The organism is Klebsiella sp. FDAARGOS_511 (genome assembly GCF_003812845.1).
Classification (GTDB): domain Bacteria; phylum Pseudomonadota; class Gammaproteobacteria; order Enterobacterales; family Enterobacteriaceae; genus Klebsiella; species Klebsiella grimontii.
In genome coordinates this window covers 5,471,853-5,488,043 of sequence record NZ_CP033824.1, presented here as the reverse complement: position 1 = coordinate 5,488,043, position 16,191 = coordinate 5,471,853, and the positions used below count along the sequence as shown (strand labels likewise).

General features: G+C 53.3%; 18 protein-coding genes and 1 other annotated feature. Of the genes, 3 read left to right on the top strand and 15 right to left on the bottom strand.

The window, feature by feature from the left end; translation table 11 throughout:
* Positions 1-17: 17 nt before the first annotated feature.
* From selO to EGY08_RS27485, 4 genes are all read right to left on the bottom strand, one after another.
* Positions 18-1,460, bottom strand: a complete 1,443-nt coding sequence (selO, locus tag EGY08_RS27500) for a protein adenylyltransferase SelO (protein WP_123829214.1) — start codon at positions 1,458-1,460, stop codon at positions 18-20.
* Between the two features lie 127 nt (positions 1,461-1,587).
* Entirely contained in the window at positions 1,588-2,052 is a 465-nt protein-coding gene (locus EGY08_RS27495) for a C40 family peptidase (protein ID WP_004119135.1), read from the bottom strand.
* 81 nt (positions 2,053-2,133) lie between these two features.
* Entirely contained in the window at positions 2,134-2,883 is a 750-nt protein-coding gene (gene btuD / locus EGY08_RS27490; protein WP_049114189.1) for a vitamin B12 ABC transporter ATP-binding protein BtuD, read from the bottom strand.
* Positions 2,883-3,434 carry a glutathione peroxidase gene (locus EGY08_RS27485; protein WP_123829213.1) on the bottom strand — a complete coding sequence of 184 codons (552 nt, stop codon included), beginning with the start codon at positions 3,432-3,434 and terminating at the stop codon, positions 2,883-2,885. Before EGY08_RS27485 ends, btuD begins: the two co-directional genes overlap by 1 nt.
* Before the next feature lie 224 nt (positions 3,435-3,658).
* On the opposite strand from EGY08_RS27485, the gene EGY08_RS27480 reads away from it, so the two are divergent.
* Positions 3,659-4,459: a MetQ/NlpA family ABC transporter substrate-binding protein gene (locus EGY08_RS27480; protein ID WP_004119129.1), complete on the top strand. Its 801-nt coding sequence runs from the start codon at positions 3,659-3,661 to the stop codon at positions 4,457-4,459.
* A gap of 24 nt (positions 4,460-4,483) precedes the next feature.
* Here the strand turns inward: EGY08_RS27480 and btuC are convergent, their stop codons facing one another.
* From btuC to EGY08_RS27415, 11 genes are all read right to left on the bottom strand, one after another.
* Positions 4,484-5,470: a vitamin B12 ABC transporter permease BtuC gene (btuC, locus tag EGY08_RS27475; RefSeq protein ID WP_123829212.1), complete on the bottom strand. Its 987-nt coding sequence runs from the start codon at positions 5,468-5,470 to the stop codon at positions 4,484-4,486.
* A gap of 96 nt (positions 5,471-5,566) precedes the next feature.
* On the bottom strand, positions 5,567-5,866 hold the full coding sequence (ihfA, locus tag EGY08_RS27470) for an integration host factor subunit alpha (RefSeq protein WP_004102960.1): 300 nt from the start codon (positions 5,864-5,866) through the stop codon (positions 5,567-5,569).
* A gap of 4 nt (positions 5,867-5,870) precedes the next feature.
* Entirely contained in the window at positions 5,871-8,258 is a 2,388-nt protein-coding gene (gene pheT, locus EGY08_RS27465) for a phenylalanine--tRNA ligase subunit beta (protein ID WP_004119127.1), read from the bottom strand.
* A 15-nt stretch (positions 8,259-8,273) separates the two neighbouring features.
* Complete coding sequence (pheS, locus tag EGY08_RS27460) at positions 8,274-9,257, bottom strand: phenylalanine--tRNA ligase subunit alpha (RefSeq protein WP_004119126.1); 984 nt, start codon at positions 9,255-9,257, stop codon at positions 8,274-8,276.
* A 154-nt stretch (positions 9,258-9,411) separates the two neighbouring features.
* Positions 9,412-9,537: a sequence feature (Phe leader region), on the bottom strand.
* The gene (gene pheM / locus EGY08_RS30830) at positions 9,488-9,532 is read right to left on the bottom strand and encodes a pheST operon leader peptide PheM (RefSeq protein ID WP_001386830.1); all 45 of its coding nucleotides are present in this window, start codon (positions 9,530-9,532) and stop codon (positions 9,488-9,490) included. Its footprint overlaps the feature before it by 45 nt.
* Before the next feature lie 118 nt (positions 9,538-9,655).
* Positions 9,656-10,012 (bottom strand): 50S ribosomal protein L20, encoded by a 357-nt coding sequence (gene rplT, locus EGY08_RS27445; protein ID WP_004102963.1) that lies wholly within the window; start codon positions 10,010-10,012, stop codon positions 9,656-9,658.
* Positions 10,013-10,062: 50 nt separating this feature from the next.
* On the bottom strand, positions 10,063-10,260 hold the full coding sequence (gene rpmI, locus EGY08_RS27440; protein WP_001124225.1) for a 50S ribosomal protein L35: 198 nt from the start codon (positions 10,258-10,260) through the stop codon (positions 10,063-10,065).
* Between the two features lie 96 nt (positions 10,261-10,356).
* Positions 10,357-10,899, bottom strand: a complete 543-nt coding sequence (infC, locus tag EGY08_RS27435) for a translation initiation factor IF-3 (RefSeq protein WP_071830666.1) — start codon at positions 10,897-10,899, stop codon at positions 10,357-10,359.
* A gap of 3 nt (positions 10,900-10,902) precedes the next feature.
* A complete protein-coding gene (gene thrS / locus EGY08_RS27430; RefSeq protein ID WP_004102966.1) occupies positions 10,903-12,831 on the bottom strand; it encodes a threonine--tRNA ligase in 1,929 nt (642 codons plus the stop codon).
* A gap of 449 nt (positions 12,832-13,280) precedes the next feature.
* Positions 13,281-13,514, bottom strand: a complete 234-nt coding sequence (locus EGY08_RS27420; protein WP_004121671.1) for a hypothetical protein — start codon at positions 13,512-13,514, stop codon at positions 13,281-13,283.
* A 270-nt stretch (positions 13,515-13,784) separates the two neighbouring features.
* Positions 13,785-14,543 carry a DUF481 domain-containing protein gene (locus EGY08_RS27415; RefSeq protein WP_004121674.1) on the bottom strand — a complete coding sequence of 253 codons (759 nt, stop codon included), beginning with the start codon at positions 14,541-14,543 and terminating at the stop codon, positions 13,785-13,787.
* Positions 14,544-14,831: 288 nt separating this feature from the next.
* Between EGY08_RS27415 and pfkB the strand changes: the two genes are divergently transcribed.
* On the top strand, positions 14,832-15,764 hold the full coding sequence (gene pfkB, locus EGY08_RS27410; protein WP_004121677.1) for a 6-phosphofructokinase II: 933 nt from the start codon (positions 14,832-14,834) through the stop codon (positions 15,762-15,764).
* A 92-nt stretch (positions 15,765-15,856) separates the two neighbouring features.
* Positions 15,857-16,141 (top strand): type V toxin-antitoxin system endoribonuclease antitoxin GhoS, encoded by a 285-nt coding sequence (ghoS, locus tag EGY08_RS27405; RefSeq protein ID WP_117076020.1) that lies wholly within the window; start codon positions 15,857-15,859, stop codon positions 16,139-16,141.
* Positions 16,142-16,191: the final 50 nt, after the last annotated feature.

The window sequence follows — 16,191 nt, the reverse complement described above, 5'->3', positions numbered from 1 at the left end:
GGCAGGGATAATAACGACTAGCTGGAACAGCTCACTTCAAGACGCCTTCCCCAGTCAGGAGGACGATTGACATAATCATCCGTCCTGTCGATAAAGGGCTGGGATAGCGCATTATGCAGACGTTCCAGTTCACTCATATCTCCCTGCTCCGCCAGCTCAATTGTCCTCTGCGCAAGCCAGTTGCGCAGCACCAGCGCCGGATTCACGCTGCGCATCCTCACCTGCCTTTGCTCATCGTCAACCAGTTCATCGCGCAGGCGCGCGCGATAATCGGCAAACCAGCTATCGAAGGTCTCGCGGTCGATAAATTCGTCGCGTAGCGGCGAGGCGGCGCTCGCCTGCTCGCTGGCGCTGAGCATCCGGAAGGTCCGCGTATAGTCGCTGCCCTCGCGCGCCATTAAGGCAAACAGACCGTCCAGCAACTCGTTATCTCCTTTTTGCTGGGTAAACAGGCCAAGCTTGTCGCGCATGCGGCGGCCATATGCCGTGAGCAGCGCGTGCTGGTAGCCATCCAGCGCGCCGTTCAGTAACTCCGCGGTGATAAACGGCGACAGCGTCTGCGCCAGGCGTTGCAGATTCCATAGCCCTACCGCCGGCTGATTATCAAAGCTATAGCGCCCCTGATAATCGGAATGGTTACAAATAAATCCCGGCTGGAAATCGTCAAGGAAACCGTACGGACCGTAGTCCATCGTCAGGCCGAGGATCGACATGTTATCGGTATTCATTACCCCGTGCGCAAAGCCGACCGTTTGCCAGCTGGCAATCATCTCAGCCGTTCGAGTGACCACGTCGCTGAACCAGACAATGTACTTATCCGCTTCATTTTGCAGGTGCGGCCAGTGGTGACGAATCACGTAATCCGCCAGTTGCTGTACTTTGAGCGGCTCGCGGCGGTAGTAAAAGTGCTCAAAATGGCCAAAACGTACGTGACTTTCCGCCAGCCGCATCAGCATCGCCCCGCGTTCAGCGGTTTCACGGTATACCGGGGTGTCGCTGGCCACTATCGCCAGCGCGCGGGTGGTGGGAATACCCAGCGCATGCATTGCTTCCGAGGCCAGCCCCTCGCGGATCGTTGAGCGCAGTACCGCCCGTCCGTCACTCATCCGTGAATAGGGAGTGAGCCCGGCACCTTTCAGGTGCCAGTCAAAGCGACGACCGTCCGCGAGCTGCTGTTCGCCGAGCAGAATGCCGCGCCCGTCGCCGAGCTGCCCGGCCCAGGAGCCGAACTGGTGGCCGCTGTATACCTGCGCCAGCGGCGACATTCCCGGCAGCAGCGTTTCGCCGCCCCATACGCCAGCGCCCTTCTCCGGGCTAAATAACGAATCGGCGACGCCCAGCGATCGCGCCAGCGGCGCGTTGTGCCAGACAAGCCGCGCATTCTCCAGCGGTGTGGGGGCTAAAGCAGTGTAAAAATCCGGCAGTTCATCACGCCAGTGGGTAGTAAAAGACAGGGTCATGGTTCCTCCTGCCTTCAGTGTAGTGCTTTCAACAAATTATTAACACGGGGCAAGTACGGGGTTATTGCAATAATAAGCCGCACGGGGGATTGGCCGCGCTTCAGCCTTTGCCCGGTGACGGCTGGCGTTAGATCCTTCGCGCCTGCCAGAATTTTTTATGCCAGTAGACATTATCCAGCGATGAGCGCGTCACGCCCTGGCTGGTGGAGGCGTGGATAAACTGGTTGTCGGTGTCGTAAATACCGACGTGCAGACCACTCTCTCCGGAGCCGGTCTTGAAAAAGACCAGATCGCCGGGCAGCAGTTCGCTCTTATCAATTTTGGTGCCGACCTCCGCCTGCTCACGGGTTTCGCGTGGAAGCTGCAGCGCAAACTTATCGCGAAAGGTCATTAGCACAAACCCGGAGCAATCGACGCCGCGCGGCGACATCCCGCCGTAGCGATAAGGCGCTCCCCGCCAGTTCCTTAACTGCTCATTCAGGTTGGCCACAACGGTAATCGAATCAGCAAGCCGTGGATTTGGCGGCGGCGCCCGGTGACTGCTACAACCCGCCAGAAATAACGCAACACACAAAACGAGCCAGAAACGCATCTCAGACGAATCCTCTGTTCCTTATCCTGTTAGCAGAATAATTTAGCTTGTTTATCAATTCGCTGGCAAGCTGACTGCGTGCTACTGTGACGGAACGAGCATAAGATGACCAGCCACCTCAACTCTCTGGAAGTCCATGGCGTAGGCGGCGGTCAAGTTTTCTTCGTTAAGAACTTCAGCGGTACTACCGCAGGCAATGGTTTTCCCCCGGCAGATCAGCCAGGCGCGATGGGCATGTCGGAGGGTATGATTAAGGTCGTGGCTGCTCATCACGATAGCAACCCCGGATGCACAGAGCTCATTTAATACGCGATCGAGCGCGGACTGCTGCGCCACGTCCAGGCTGTTCATTGGTTCATCCAGCAAGAGCAATTGCCCGGCCGGATTAGCCTGCCGATGAATCTGCAGTATTACCGCCGCCAGCCGCACGCGCTGCCACTCCCCGCCAGAAATGTGATTCACCTGGCGCCCAAGCTTATCGCCTAAGCCCAGTTTCTCCGCGACAGCCGTCAGCAGCGCGTTTTGCGCGTCGTTGTGCAGATGCAGCGACAGATAATGCCAGACCGGCATTGCGAAAGGCGGCATCTGGTGTTGGCTTAAATAGGCCCGATGACGGGCCAGCTCCTGAGCAGGCCAATCCTTCAGAGGGCGTTCATTCAGTTTGACCCGCCCCGGCCCTGTAGAGAGTCCCGCCATACGCGCCAACAGCGTGCTTTTCCCCGCGCCGTTTGGCCCCACCAGGTGAATAATCTCTCCCGGCCGGATTTCCGCTGAAAACGGCGCCAGCCGCCCCGCCTCTTCTACGTCCTGTAGCTGCATCAAAAACGGCATTATTTCGCTAAAGCTCCTTTAATGACGGCCACCAGCTGCGGGTCATCCGGCGTCATATCCGGTGAGAAACGACCGATAACCTGTCCGTCCCGGCCAATCAGGAATTTTTCAAAGTTCCAAAGAATATCATCTACATACAGCGGAGCCCTGCCTTTACTGGCCATGCGCTCATAAAAACCGCTGCCTTCCGGCGCGACAGCCTGCGGGGCGGCATCAACCAGCTTCTGATACAGAGGCGCGCGATGCTCGCCGTTAACGTCAATTTTGCTGAACATCGGGAAAGTCACGCCGTAGGTGGTGCTACAGAAGGTTTTTATCTCTTCTTCGCTGCCCGGCTCCTGCCCCAGGAACTGGTTGCACGGGAAGCCCAGCACGCTAAATCCTTCACTTTCAAGCCCTTTTTGCAGCGCTTCCAGCTGCTCATACTGCGGCGTCAGGCCGCATTTTGAAGCAACGTTAACGATCAACAGCACTTTACCCGCCCATGGGGCAAGCGTTGTTTTTTCACCATCGATGGTGGTGACTTCAGTATTGAGAATATCGTGTTGCATAGCCTTCCCTCAATGAATAAACCGATTTCTGCTTCAGGTGATCCCTATCTACTGTAGCGGATTCAGACCGGGTCATTCTACTTTGAATCCCCCCGGAGTGTCTCTTGATGTAACAGGCCACACAACATGAATTCATCTCAACACCGGGACCGCGCAATTCAGTGTACAGTGATGAATGGATGTAATAGCATTTCGTTAATTGTTAATTTAAGAGAGTTTTATTGATGAAGAAGATGTTTAGCACGGTGTTAATTGCGGCCTCCGTCGCGCTGCTGGCAGCCTGCTCACCGGATGAAGATAATAAGATCAAAGTCGCCATTAATACCGGGCCGGATGAGGCTATCTGGAAAGTCGTAGAACAAGTGGCCAAAGAGAAATATAACCTCGACGTGGAGGTTATCTCATTTAATGATTACGTACTGCCGAACGAAGCGCTGAACAATAAAGACGTCGATGCTAACGCCTTCCAGACGCTGCCTTACCTTGAGGCGCAATCAAAAGAGCGCGGCTATAAGTTTGCGATTGTCGGTAAAACCTTCGTCTTCCCGATCGCCGCCTACTCGAAGAAAATCAAAAATATCAGCGAACTGCCTGACGGCGCGACGATTTCCATTTCTAACGAAACCACAACCCTGGGCCGCAGCCTGCTGCTGCTGCAGGCGCAAGGTTTAATCAAGCTAAAAGAAGGGACAGGCTACCTGCCTACGACGCTGGATATTATCGACAATCCTAAACAGCTAAAAATCGTCGAAGTCGACACGCCGCAGCTGACCCGTACCCTTGACGACCCGAATGTCGCCCTGTCGATTATTAATACCAACTTCTCTGCCCAGGCCGGCCTGTCGGCCGCCCGCGATGGCTTATTTATGGAAGGTCCTGACTCTCCGTACGTCAACGCCATCGTTTCACGCGAAGAGAATAAAGACAGCAAAAAGGTTCAGGAGCTGAAAGAGGCCTTCCAGACTCAAGCAGTTGCCGATAAGGCAGCGGAAGTCTACAAAGGCGATGCGATTAAGGGCTGGTAATTAGCCACCGCTTACGGCCGCCCGTTACTGCGGGCGGCCTGATTTTAACAATAACCAGATGAACACCGGCGCACCCAGGGTGGCGGTGACCACACCAATCGGCAATTCCGCCGCCGAGAGCGCCAGACGCGCGACGATATCCGCCCCAAGCAGCGCGCTGGCCCCCGCTAACAAACAGGCCGGAAGCAGCGCGCGGTGATCGCTTAAACCACATAAGCGCAGAATATGCGGAATAACCAGACCAATAAAGCCGATCGCGCCCGCCAGCGCCACGCTGACGCCCACCAGCCAACCGGTCGCCACCACCAGCACTTTACGCCATAGCCACAGCGGCAGCCCCAGCTGGCGTGCGGAAACCTCCCCCAGCGCTAACAGATTAAGAGGCTGCGATTGCAGGCACACCCAGGCCAGCGCCGGCAGCAGAGCCAGCATCAGCCACAGCTGCTGCCAGTCCACGCCGCCAAAGCCGCCCATCATCCAGTACATCAGCTGGCGGAGATCGAAAGAGGTTGAGAAGTAGACCGCCCAGGTCATCAGCGCGCTGCATATGATACCGAGCGCCACGCCCGCCAGCAGCAGGCGGCTGGTCGAGAGATGCCGCCTGGCAAAACGCAGTAAAATAAAAGTAATGACCAGCGCGCCAGCGATGGCGCACAGCCCCAGCGCCCAGCCCGGAAGCAGCCCTTTTCCCAGCAAGACGGCGGCTATCAGGCCAACCCCAGCGCCGTTTGATACCCCCAGCAGCCCGGGCTCCGCCAGCGGGTTTTCAAACAGCGCCTGCATAATCGCCCCGGACAGCGCCAGCGCGGCCCCCACTAATAGGACGGCCAGAGTGCGCGGCAGACGGATCTGCCAGATAAACAGCTCACCTTTGGCGCTAAACCACTCGGCGGGGCCAATCCACTGGTCGCCCGCGCACAGGCTGATGGTCGACGTAACCAACAGCAGCAATGTTAATACCGCAAGCCAACGCCGATTGCGGCGCCGTTGAATTTGAGCAAAGGTCTGCATAGTTTTCTGAATCGAGAAAAAGGATGTGATTGATTTTACGGTATTCGGCCAGGAAAAGAAAAAAGGCCGCATAGCGGCCTTTTTAGTTAGTTCAGATTATTTGTCTCTGGGTGACGCATTTTCGACACGGCTTTTTAGCTTCTGGCCAGGTCTGAAAGTCACCACTCGCCGGGCTGTAATAGGGATATCCTCTCCCGTTTTCGGGTTACGGCCCGGGCGTTGGTTCTTATCTCGCAAATCGAAGTTGCCGAACCCGGAGAGTTTTACCTGTTCTCCGTTTTCCAGAGCGCGACGGACCTCTTCGAAAAACAACTCTACCAGCTCTTTGGCATCCCGCTTGCTAAGCCCAAGCTTATCAAACAGATATTCTGACATTTCAGCTTTTGTAAGCGCCATAGGTTCAATCCCTCAATGATGCCTGGAATCGCTCTTTCAATGCCTCTACACATTTGGCGACGGTAGCGGCAATCTCCTCTTCTTCGAGTGTACGGCTGGTATCCTGGAGGATAAGGCTGATAGCGAGGCTCTTGAAACCTTCTGCTACGCCCTTGCCGCGGTACACGTCAAATAAGTTTACGCCAACTACCTGATTTACGCCAACTTTCTTACACTCGGCTAAAACATCGGCAGCGGGAACGTTTTCTGCCACAACGACGGCGATGTCGCGACGGTTCGCCGGGAAGCGAGAAACTTCATGCGCCTGAGGCACCACGCGGTCTGCAAGCTTGTTCCACTCCAGTTCAAAGACCAACGTGCGACCGTTCAGATCCAGCTTACGTTCCAGCTCAGGATGAACAACCCCAATAAAACCAATACGTTCACCTTTCAGATAAATCGCCGCCGACTGGCCCGGATGAAGCGCATTATTGGCTTCGATGCGGAATTCGATGTCGGACAGCTTACCGGTGAGGTCGAGGACCGACTCCAGATCGCCTTTTAAATCATAGAAATCGACGGTTTCTTTTGCCAGGTTCCAGTGTTCTTCATAACGGTTACCGCAAATCACGCCAGCCAGCATCACATCCTGACGAATGCCCAGCGGAGCCTGAGTATCAGGAACAAAGCGTAAACCGCTCTCAAAGATGCGCACGCGAGTCTGCTGACGATTCTGGTTGTAGACCACCGTCCCTAACAGGCCGGTCCACAATGATAGGCGCATCGCCGACATTTCGCTGGAGATCGGGCTCGGCAGAATCAGCGCTTCTTCCCCGGCGTGGATCCACTGCTGTACTTTCGGATCAACGAAGCTGTAGGTAATCACTTCCTGATAGCCTTTGTCGTTGAGCAGCGTTTTCACGCGTTTAAGCGACAGATCCGCTTCGCGGTGGGTGCCCATGATCAGGCCCGCTTGCACCGGTTCGTCAGGAATATTGTTATAGCCATAGACGCGGGCGACTTCTTCGACCAGGTCCTCTTCGATGGCAATATCGAAACGCCAGCTCGGCGCGACGGCATGCCACTCGTCCTGGCCTTCGGTGACTTCACAGCCCAGACGTCGCAGAATATCGCTCACCTGCGCATCCTCAACGTGGTGACCGATCAGACGATCCAGCTTGCTGCGGCGAAGCCTGATGGTCGCAGGCTTCGGCAGGGTCGCTTCGTTGGTGACGTCAATAATCGGGCCAGCTTCGCCGCCGCAAATATCCATCAGCAGGCGGGTCGCACGCTCCATAGCCTGATACTGCAACGCGGAGTCCACGCCGCGCTCGTAGCGGTGGGAAGCATCGGTATGCAGACCATGGCGACGGGCGCGACCGGTAATGGACAGCGGGCTGAAGAACGCGCATTCCAGCAGAACGTTTTGCGTTTCATCGTTTACGCCGGAGTGCTCGCCGCCGAAAATCCCCCCCATTGCCAGAGCTTTCTGATGGTCAGCAATCACCAGAGTATCGGTGTCCAGCTTAGCCTCGGAGCCGTCCAGCAGAACCAGGGTTTCCCCTTCATGCGCCATACGCACGATAATTCCGCCTTCAATGCGGTCTTTATCGAAGGCGTGCATCGGCTGACCCAGCTCAAGCAATACGTAGTTGGTCACATCAACCACCGCATCGATGGAGCGAATACCGCAACGGCGCAGCTTCTCTTTCATCCATAATGGGGTCGGTGCTTTGACATTAATGCCTTTTACCACGCGCCCCAGATAGCGCGGACATGCTTCCGGCGCATCGACCTGGATTGGCAGAACGTCATTGACGGTGGCGGCTACCGGGGGCATTTCCGGGACATTCAACGGCGCCTTGTTGAGCACGGCGACATCGCGAGCCACGCCGATAATACCGAGACAATCGGCACGGTTCGGCGTGACGCTGATTTCGATAGTGTTATCGTCGAGCTTCAGATATTCACGGATGTCGGTACCCAGCGGCGCATCGGCGGGCAGTTCAATAATACCGCTGTGATCGTCGGAAATACCCAGTTCCGAGAAGGAGCACAGCATACCTTCCGACGGCTCACCGCGCAGCTTTGCCGCTTTAATTTTAAAATCGCCCGGCAGTACGGCGCCGATGGTCGCAACGGCAACCTTAAGGCCCTGACGGCAGTTCGGCGCGCCGCAGACGATATCCAGCAGACGTTCGCCGCCGACGTTGATTTTTGTCACGCGCAGCTTGTCGGCATTAGGGTGCTGAGCGCACTCGACCACTTCGCCAACAACAACGCCGTTAAAACTGCCCGCGACCGGCTCAACGCCGTCAACCTCAAGCCCGGCCATCGTTATCTGGTCCGACAGCGCTTCGCTATCGATAGCTGGGTTAACCCACTCGCGTAACCACAGTTCACTGAATTTCATTGTTCTGTCCTGCCCTTATTTAAACTGTTTGAGGAAACGCAGATCGTTTTCGAAGAACGCGCGTAAGTCGGTCACGCCGTAGCGCAGCATGGTCAGACGCTCCATACCCATGCCGAAGGCAAAGCCGGAATAGATTTCCGGATCGATACCCACGTTGCGCAGTACGTTTGGATGCACCATACCGCAGCCGAGCACTTCCAGCCATTTGCCGTTTTTGCCCATGACGTCAACTTCCGCAGAGGGCTCGGTGAACGGGAAATAGGACGGACGAAAACGAATCTGTAGATCTTCTTCAAAGAAGTTACGCAGGAAATCGTGCAGTGTTCCCTTCAGGTTGGTGAAGCTGATGTTGGTATCAACAATCAGGCCTTCCATCTGATGGAACATTGGGGTGTGGGTCTGATCGTAGTCGTTACGATAGACGCGACCTGGCGCAATAATGCGGATCGGCGGCTGCTGGTTAGCCATGGTGCGGATCTGTACGCCTGAGGTTTGCGTACGCAGCAGGCGCGTCGCATCAAACCAGAAAGTGTCGTGGTCAGCGCGTGCCGGATGGTGGCCAGGAATATTCAGCGCATCGAAGTTGTGGTAGTCATCTTCGATTTCCGGACCAGTCGCGACGGTAAAGCCGAGCTCACCGAAGAAACTTTCGATACGGTCGATAGTACGGGTCACCGGATGCAGGCCACCGTTCTCAATACGACGACCCGGCAGAGAGACATCGATGGTTTCCGAGGCCAGGCGCGCGTTAAGCGCAGCACTTTCAAGCGCTGACTTACGCACGTTAAGCGCCTGCTGGACCTGCTCTTTCGCTTCGTTGATAACCGCGCCGGCTGCCGGACGCTCTTCAGCAGGCAGCTCGCGCAGGGTCGTCATCTGAAGGGTCAAAAGCCCTTTTTTACCCAGGTATTCCACGCGGACGTTGTCCAGCGCAGCAACATCTGATGCCTCGTTAATGGCTGCCTTCGCACTGGCAACCAGCTCTGCGAGATGTGACATGGTTTTCCTCATTATGTCGGTGCAGACACCGGTTATGGTTATTATTTTGCTCTCACTATTTCGAGCCGCAGACCGTAGGTAATCCTTCATTTGACCGAATGATTCAGGTCAACCCACGCGTCTGGAGCTTGAAATAGAACGAGCCAGTTCAGATACAAAAAAAGCCTCCACAGGGGGAGGCTTTTTGGCGCTGTTTTCCGTTTCTTCTTTCACGCGCTAGCCTCCTGAGTTCAGGTGCTAAAGTAAAAAAAGAAGCGGAAAATAGCAGCATTCATGCTTGCATTACCTTGTCTGATAAAAAACGTAAGACTGGTATTGAAAAGCCTACGCGAATAAAAGTCAATGGATTGATAGCCTTGAAACGAAAAGAGGGAGACAAGCTCCCTCTTTCAACTGGCTTATGCCAGAGCTGCTTTCGCTTTTTCGACCAGCGCGGTGAACGCTAATTTGTCGAATACGGCGATGTCAGCCAGGATCTTACGGTCGATTTCAACAGAGGCTTTTTTCAGGCCGTTGATGAATTTGCTGTAAGAAATACCGTTCTGACGTGCTGCTGCGTTGATACGCGCAATCCACAGTTGACGGAACTGACGCTTTTTCTGACGACGGTCACGATAAGCGTACTGACCAGCTTTGATAACAGCCTGGAAGGCAACGCGGTATACGCGAGAACGCGCACCGTAGTAGCCTTTAGCTTGTTTCAAAATTTTCTTGTGACGTGCACGGGCAACTACACCACGTTTTACGCGAGCCATATGTGCTCTCCTGTATCTATTCTAATTAAAAAGTTAAAAGGGTTAACGACTTATGCGTACGGCAGGCACGCGATGACCAGGCCCAGATCGCCTTTAGAAACCATGGCTTTCGGACGCAGGTGACGTTTACGCTTAGTAGCTTTTTTGGTCAGAATGTGACGCAGGTTAGCGTGCTTGTGCTTAAAACCACCTTTACCGGTTTTTTTGAAGCGCTTAGCAGCACCGCGTACGGTCTTAATTTTTGGCATTTTAATAACTTCCACTTCGCATTGTTAATAAACGAAACATAGGCGAGCAACAGCTGCGGAACCTAAAGGCTCCACAGACATTGCTACTTGAAGGCCTTACTGTTTCTTCTTAGGAGCGAGCACCATGATCATCTGACGGCCTTCGATCTTCGTTGGGAAGGATTCGACTACTGCCAGTTCACTCAGATCGTCACGGACGCGGGTAAGCACTTCCATCCCGATCTGCTGGTGAGCCATCTCACGGCCGCGGAAACGCAGCGTGATCTTAGCTTTATCACCCTCTTCCAGAAAGCGAACCAGGCTGCGGAGTTTTACCTGGTAGTCGCCATCATCGGTGCCAGGTCGGAATTTGATTTCCTTGACCTGAATAACTTTTTGCTTTTTCTTCTGTTCCTTAGAAGACTTGCTCTTTTCATAAAGGAACTTGCCGTAGTCCATGATACGACAAACTGGCGGTTCGGCGTTAGGGCTGATCTCAACTAAATCTACTCCAGCTTCTTCAGCTTTTTCGATAGCTTCTCTCAGACTCACAATACCCAAAGCTTCGCCTTCCAGACCTGTTAAGCGAACTTCCAGGGCGCGAATCTCGCCATTGATACGATTCGGACGTGCCGTTTGAACTCGTTTTCCGCCTTTAATACCTTATTCCTCCAGTTGTTTTAGACTGCGGCTGCGAATCTCTTGTTGCAGCTTCTCGATAACTTCATTTACGTCCAGGCTGCCCAAGTCTTTGCCACGACGGGTACGCACGGCAACTTTGCCAGCTTCTACCTCTTTGTCGCCACAGACCAACATGTAAGGGACACGACGTAAAGTGTGCTCGCGGATTTTAAAGCCTATCTTCTCATTTCTCAAGTCTGCTTTTACGCGAATGCCTGCATTTTGTAGTTTACGCGTCAATTCGTTAACGTATTCAGCCTGAGAATCAGTAATATTCATAACCACAACCTGCACTGGCGCAAGCCAGCTTGGGAAGAAGCCGGCAAACTCTTCGGTCAGGATGCCAATAAAGCGCTCCAGCGAACCAAGAATAGCACGGTGAATCATTACCGGTACCTGGCGTTCATTATTTTCGCCAACATAGGAGGCGCTTAAACGCTGCGGCAAGGAGAAGTCCAGCTGTACAGTACCGCACTGCCATGCACGATCGAGGCAGTCATACAGGGTAAATTCAATTTTCGGACCGTAGAAGGCGCCTTCACCCAGTTGATATTCAAACGGGATATTGTTCTCTTCCAGCGCCACCGCCAGATCCGCTTCAGCACGATCCCATGTCTCATCGCTACCGATGCGTTTTTCCGGGCGAGTTGACAGCTTGACGACGATTTTCTCGAAGCCGAAGGTGCTGTACATATCGTAGACCATACGAATACAGGCGTTAACTTCATCACGAACCTGATCTTCAGTACAGAAAATGTGGGCATCGTCCTGAGTAAATCCGCGTACGCGCATCAGGCCATGCAGCGCGCCTGACGGCTCATTGCGATGGCAGCTACCGAATTCAGCCATACGTAATGGCAGATCGCGGTAGGATTTCAGGCCCTGGTTGAAGATCTGCACGTGACCCGGGCAGTTCATCGGCTTGATGCAGTATTCACGGTTCTCGGAAGAAGTGGTAAACATCGCATCTTTATAGTTGTCCCAGTGGCCGGTTTTTTCCCACAGCACGCGGTCCATCATAAACGGGCCTTTAACTTCCTGATACTGGTACTCTTTCAGCTTAGAACGCACAAAAGTTTCCAGTTCGCGGAAGATAGTCCAGCCGTCGTTATGCCAGAACACCATACCCGGCGCCTCTTCCTGCATATGATACAGATCGAGCTGCTTACCGATTTTACGGTGATCGCGCTTAGCGGCTTCTTCCAGACGCTGCAGATAGGCATTAAGCGCTTTTTTATCTGCCCAGGCGGTACCGTAGATGCGCTGCAGCATTTTATTGTTGCTATCGCCGCGCCAGTAGGCGCCCGCGGTCTTCATCAGTTTGAAGTGATGGCAGAAACGCATATTCGGCACATGCGGCCCACGGCACATGTCGACATATTCTTCGTGATGATACAAGCCGGGCTTATCATCATGAGCAATGTTTTCATCAAGAATAGAGACTTTATAGCTCTCGCCGCGCTTCACAAAGGTTTCACGCGCTTCGTGCCAGCTGACTTTCTTCTTAATAACGTCGTAGTTTTTCTCGGCGAGCTCATGCATGCGTTTTTCGAGCGCGTCGATATCTTCCTGGGTCAGGGTATGGTCCAGATCGACATCATAGTAGAAACCATTGTCGACAACCGGGCCGATCGCCATTTTGGTATTTGGCCACAGCTGTTTAATCGCATGTCCCAAAAGGTGCGCACAGGAGTGACGAATAATCTCAAGTCCATCTTCATCTTTCGCGGTGATGATAGAGAGCGTTGCGTCGTTTTCAATTAAGTCACAGGCGTCAACCAGCTCGCCATTGACACGACCAGCGATGGTGGCTTTCGCCAGACCGGGGCCAATATCCAGAGCGACGTCCATCGGGCTCACAGCGTGATCAAAATGGCGTTGGCTGCCATCAGGAAGCGTAATTACAGGCATTTCATGTCCTTATTTGCAGTGGTGCCCCACACGAAAGAGCACATACAAAACAATATAATCATAATTATCAACAAGTTCAGACCCAGTTCCCGCTTCACTCTGCGAAAATGTGTGCACGCTCGTTCAACGACACGTCCCCACCTGCAGCCGCCTGTTGATAACACCGAGGGTTAGTTTACACATCATTAGTGCGTGATAAAAGTCACATAAGACTAAATGGTTATTGTTGATGGAAAAAAAAGGGGGAGGTGTAACAAACGTTGCATAATTGCTTCAGCGATAGATCGGAAGAAACGGCGACAGCGCGATATGACGCATAAAGAATATTTATGATTTCACATAAATTATGAAGATTTTACACCAAACGCGTAAAGCGAAACCGGTACAACATTACCCGGTTTACTGCTTGACGAAATAATAAAAGAGAAATTATGAATGGCGTTTAAATATCAGGACCATTCGCCGGCGACAAGTTTATGAACATCAAACGCGTCGTTCATTGACTGTCCGGTTGATTGGGAGCCCGGTGCAATATTAGAGCCCGCTTCGACATCGGTCGCTTTGGCTATGCCCACTTGCGTACGATCGTGATTACCCGGCTGCGGTGCGGGAGCGGCGGCAAATGCGCCAAAAGACAACGTGCACAGCATCGCGGCCGCGAGTGCGATTTTACTATTTTTCATGATAGTCATTCTCTTATTTGTTTCAGATAATAGAACGGATTCGTTATCTCCGCCTGTGGTGAACAGTATAGATCCAGATCACATTTTTGTCCGACCCAATATTTATCTTTTCGTGTCAAATTAACTACATATTTGTCAGCAAAATAGCGATCATGAAGAAATTATGGAGACCATTTCTTTTTATAAAAAACAAAACAAGAGACCAAAAATAATAATGCCACTTATTGCTAAATTTAAAACAATCAGGCCGGAATATCCGGCCTGAAAAGATTACATTTTATAACCGAGCGATAGCGTGGTGCGGCGATCGGTATGCTCCGGCGCCGATGACGGCGGTTCAGAGTTCCACGTCAGGTTATAGGCTACTTTGAGGGCAAAGTGCGCGTTAATCGCAACGTTTAACGCACTTTCAGAGTTCAGCGTCGTATCTTCGGCGCCGAATACCGAGACGCCTTGGGTAAATTTGGCGTTATCGGTCATCTGCCAGGCGTAGGTGCCGGAAGCGTAGCCCAGTGGCTGAGTATCATTATCACCATCGGTATACTCGTCATAGCGTACACCAGGACCAAATTCAAAACGCAGGCTGTGTACCGGGCCGTTCATGATCTGACGACCATAACCCGCGGTGAACACATCACGCTGCTGATAACCATTGTAACGATCCGTCAGCCAGCTCGCCTGACCAAAAAGATAATTCTGGTCGGTCAGGTTATAACGGCTACGTCCGCCCACCGCGTACTTTTCCGAAGAGCGCTGATCGTTCGACGACGTATTGCTGGCATTCCCCCACAGCGACCATGCGGTGGTATCGCCATACCAGGTCAACGTTGAGTCGGCGGTCATTGAGGAACTTTTCGTATTGCCGGACTGCGCCAGATAACCGGCGTTAACAGTACCTTCGAAAGGTTTTTTTGCAGAAGAAGGGTCATCCATGACAGTAAAAACGGAATCATCGGCCATTGCGCACGCAGACGCAAAGAGCCCTCCCGCCAGCATCACCGCTGCGGGTACTGTCTTCAAAAGCTTCATTTAATTTTAAGTCCGTACAACCTATAAGGAGACCAGGAGGGTCCCGGGAGCTTTCGCGAGGATCGCTAATAGCCGGTCCTAAGAAAGGGAGTAAATTATAAAAAAGCACGATTAACTTAGCAATCAATTACTCTTTCGTTTTTTGTATAAGACGCTTCTCAAAACAATTTTTATTTCATAAAGATAAAAGGGGTACCGGTGCATAAGCTACGCGTCGCTTCCCCTTCCCTCCTTTAAGTGCCATGCTTAAAACCAGAGCCGCTAAACTCGTATTATGGAGGAAACTGGATGACCAAAATCTATACGCTCACGTTAGCCCCCTCGCTCGACAGCGCCACGCAGACCCCGCAAATTTACCCGGAAGGCAAGCTACGCTGTAGCGCTCCCGTGTTTGAACCCGGCGGGGGCGGAATTAACGTTGCGCGCGCCATCACTTTTCTTGGCGGCAGCGCCACGGCTATCTTTCCCGTCGGTGGGGCAACCGGCGAACACCTGACGGCGCTGCTGACGGATGAACACGTTCCCGTCGATACGGTAGAGACTCATGACTGGACGCGGCAGAATCTTCACGTTCATGTGAACGCCAGCGGCGAGCAATATCGTTTCGTGATGCCTGGCGCCGCATTAACTGCGGATGAGCTCCGGCTCATTGAGGAAAAAGTGCTCACTATCGCCCCCGGCTCGCTGCTGGTAATTAGCGGAAGCCTGCCGCCGGGCATCAGCGTCGAGAACCTGACGCAGCTGGTGAAAAACGCGCAGCGGCATGGATTGCGCTGTATTGTCGATAGTTCCGGTGATGCCCTCGCCGCCGCGCTTGATGTCGGCAATATTGAACTGGTTAAACCGAACCAGAAAGAGTTAAGTGCGCTGGTCCAGCGGGATCTGAGTCAGCCAGATGATGTGCGGCTCGCCGCGCAAGAGTTAATTCGTTCCGGTAAAGTCCAGCGCGTCGTCGTCTCCCTGGGAGCACAGGGAGCGCTTGGTGTTGATGCCGATGGTAGTGTTCAGGTCGTACCGCCGCCGATGAAAAGCCAGAGTACTGTCGGCGCCGGTGACAGCATGGTTGGCGCGATGACCTTAAGGCTGGCGGAAAATGCCTCGCTTGAAGATATGGTTCGCTTTGGCGTCGCTGCGGGCAGCGCGGCCACCATCAATCAGGGCACCCGCCTTTGCTCGCTGGAAAATACGCAAAAAATCTACGATTATCTGCGCGGTTTATAATCTCCTTCGCTCCCTCTGGCAAAACGGAGGGAGTCGCCAAATCAGCATGATGGTCTATGCTAAAAATGCCATGGATAACAATGGGGTGAAAAATGAGTAGCGAAATTAACGCCTGGGTCGTCACGGTTCGTTTTCACGAAGAGACGTTAACGGAAATTAACGAACTCAGTAATCATCTCACCCGCGCCGGATTTACCCTTGTCTTAAACGATGATGAAGGGAACGTCCACGAGCTCGGCACCAATACCTTCGGCCTGCTTTCCATGCAGAATGCCGATGAAGTTAAAGCGTTAAGCGCGGGTTTAGCCGAAACCGCGCTGGGACGAGCCGTTGACGTCACCGTGTCAACATTCAGCGAGTGGATAGAAGCTCAATAAGTGCGATTGACGCAACGGAAAACGTTCAGTTGTGCGTCAGTTCGAATTTT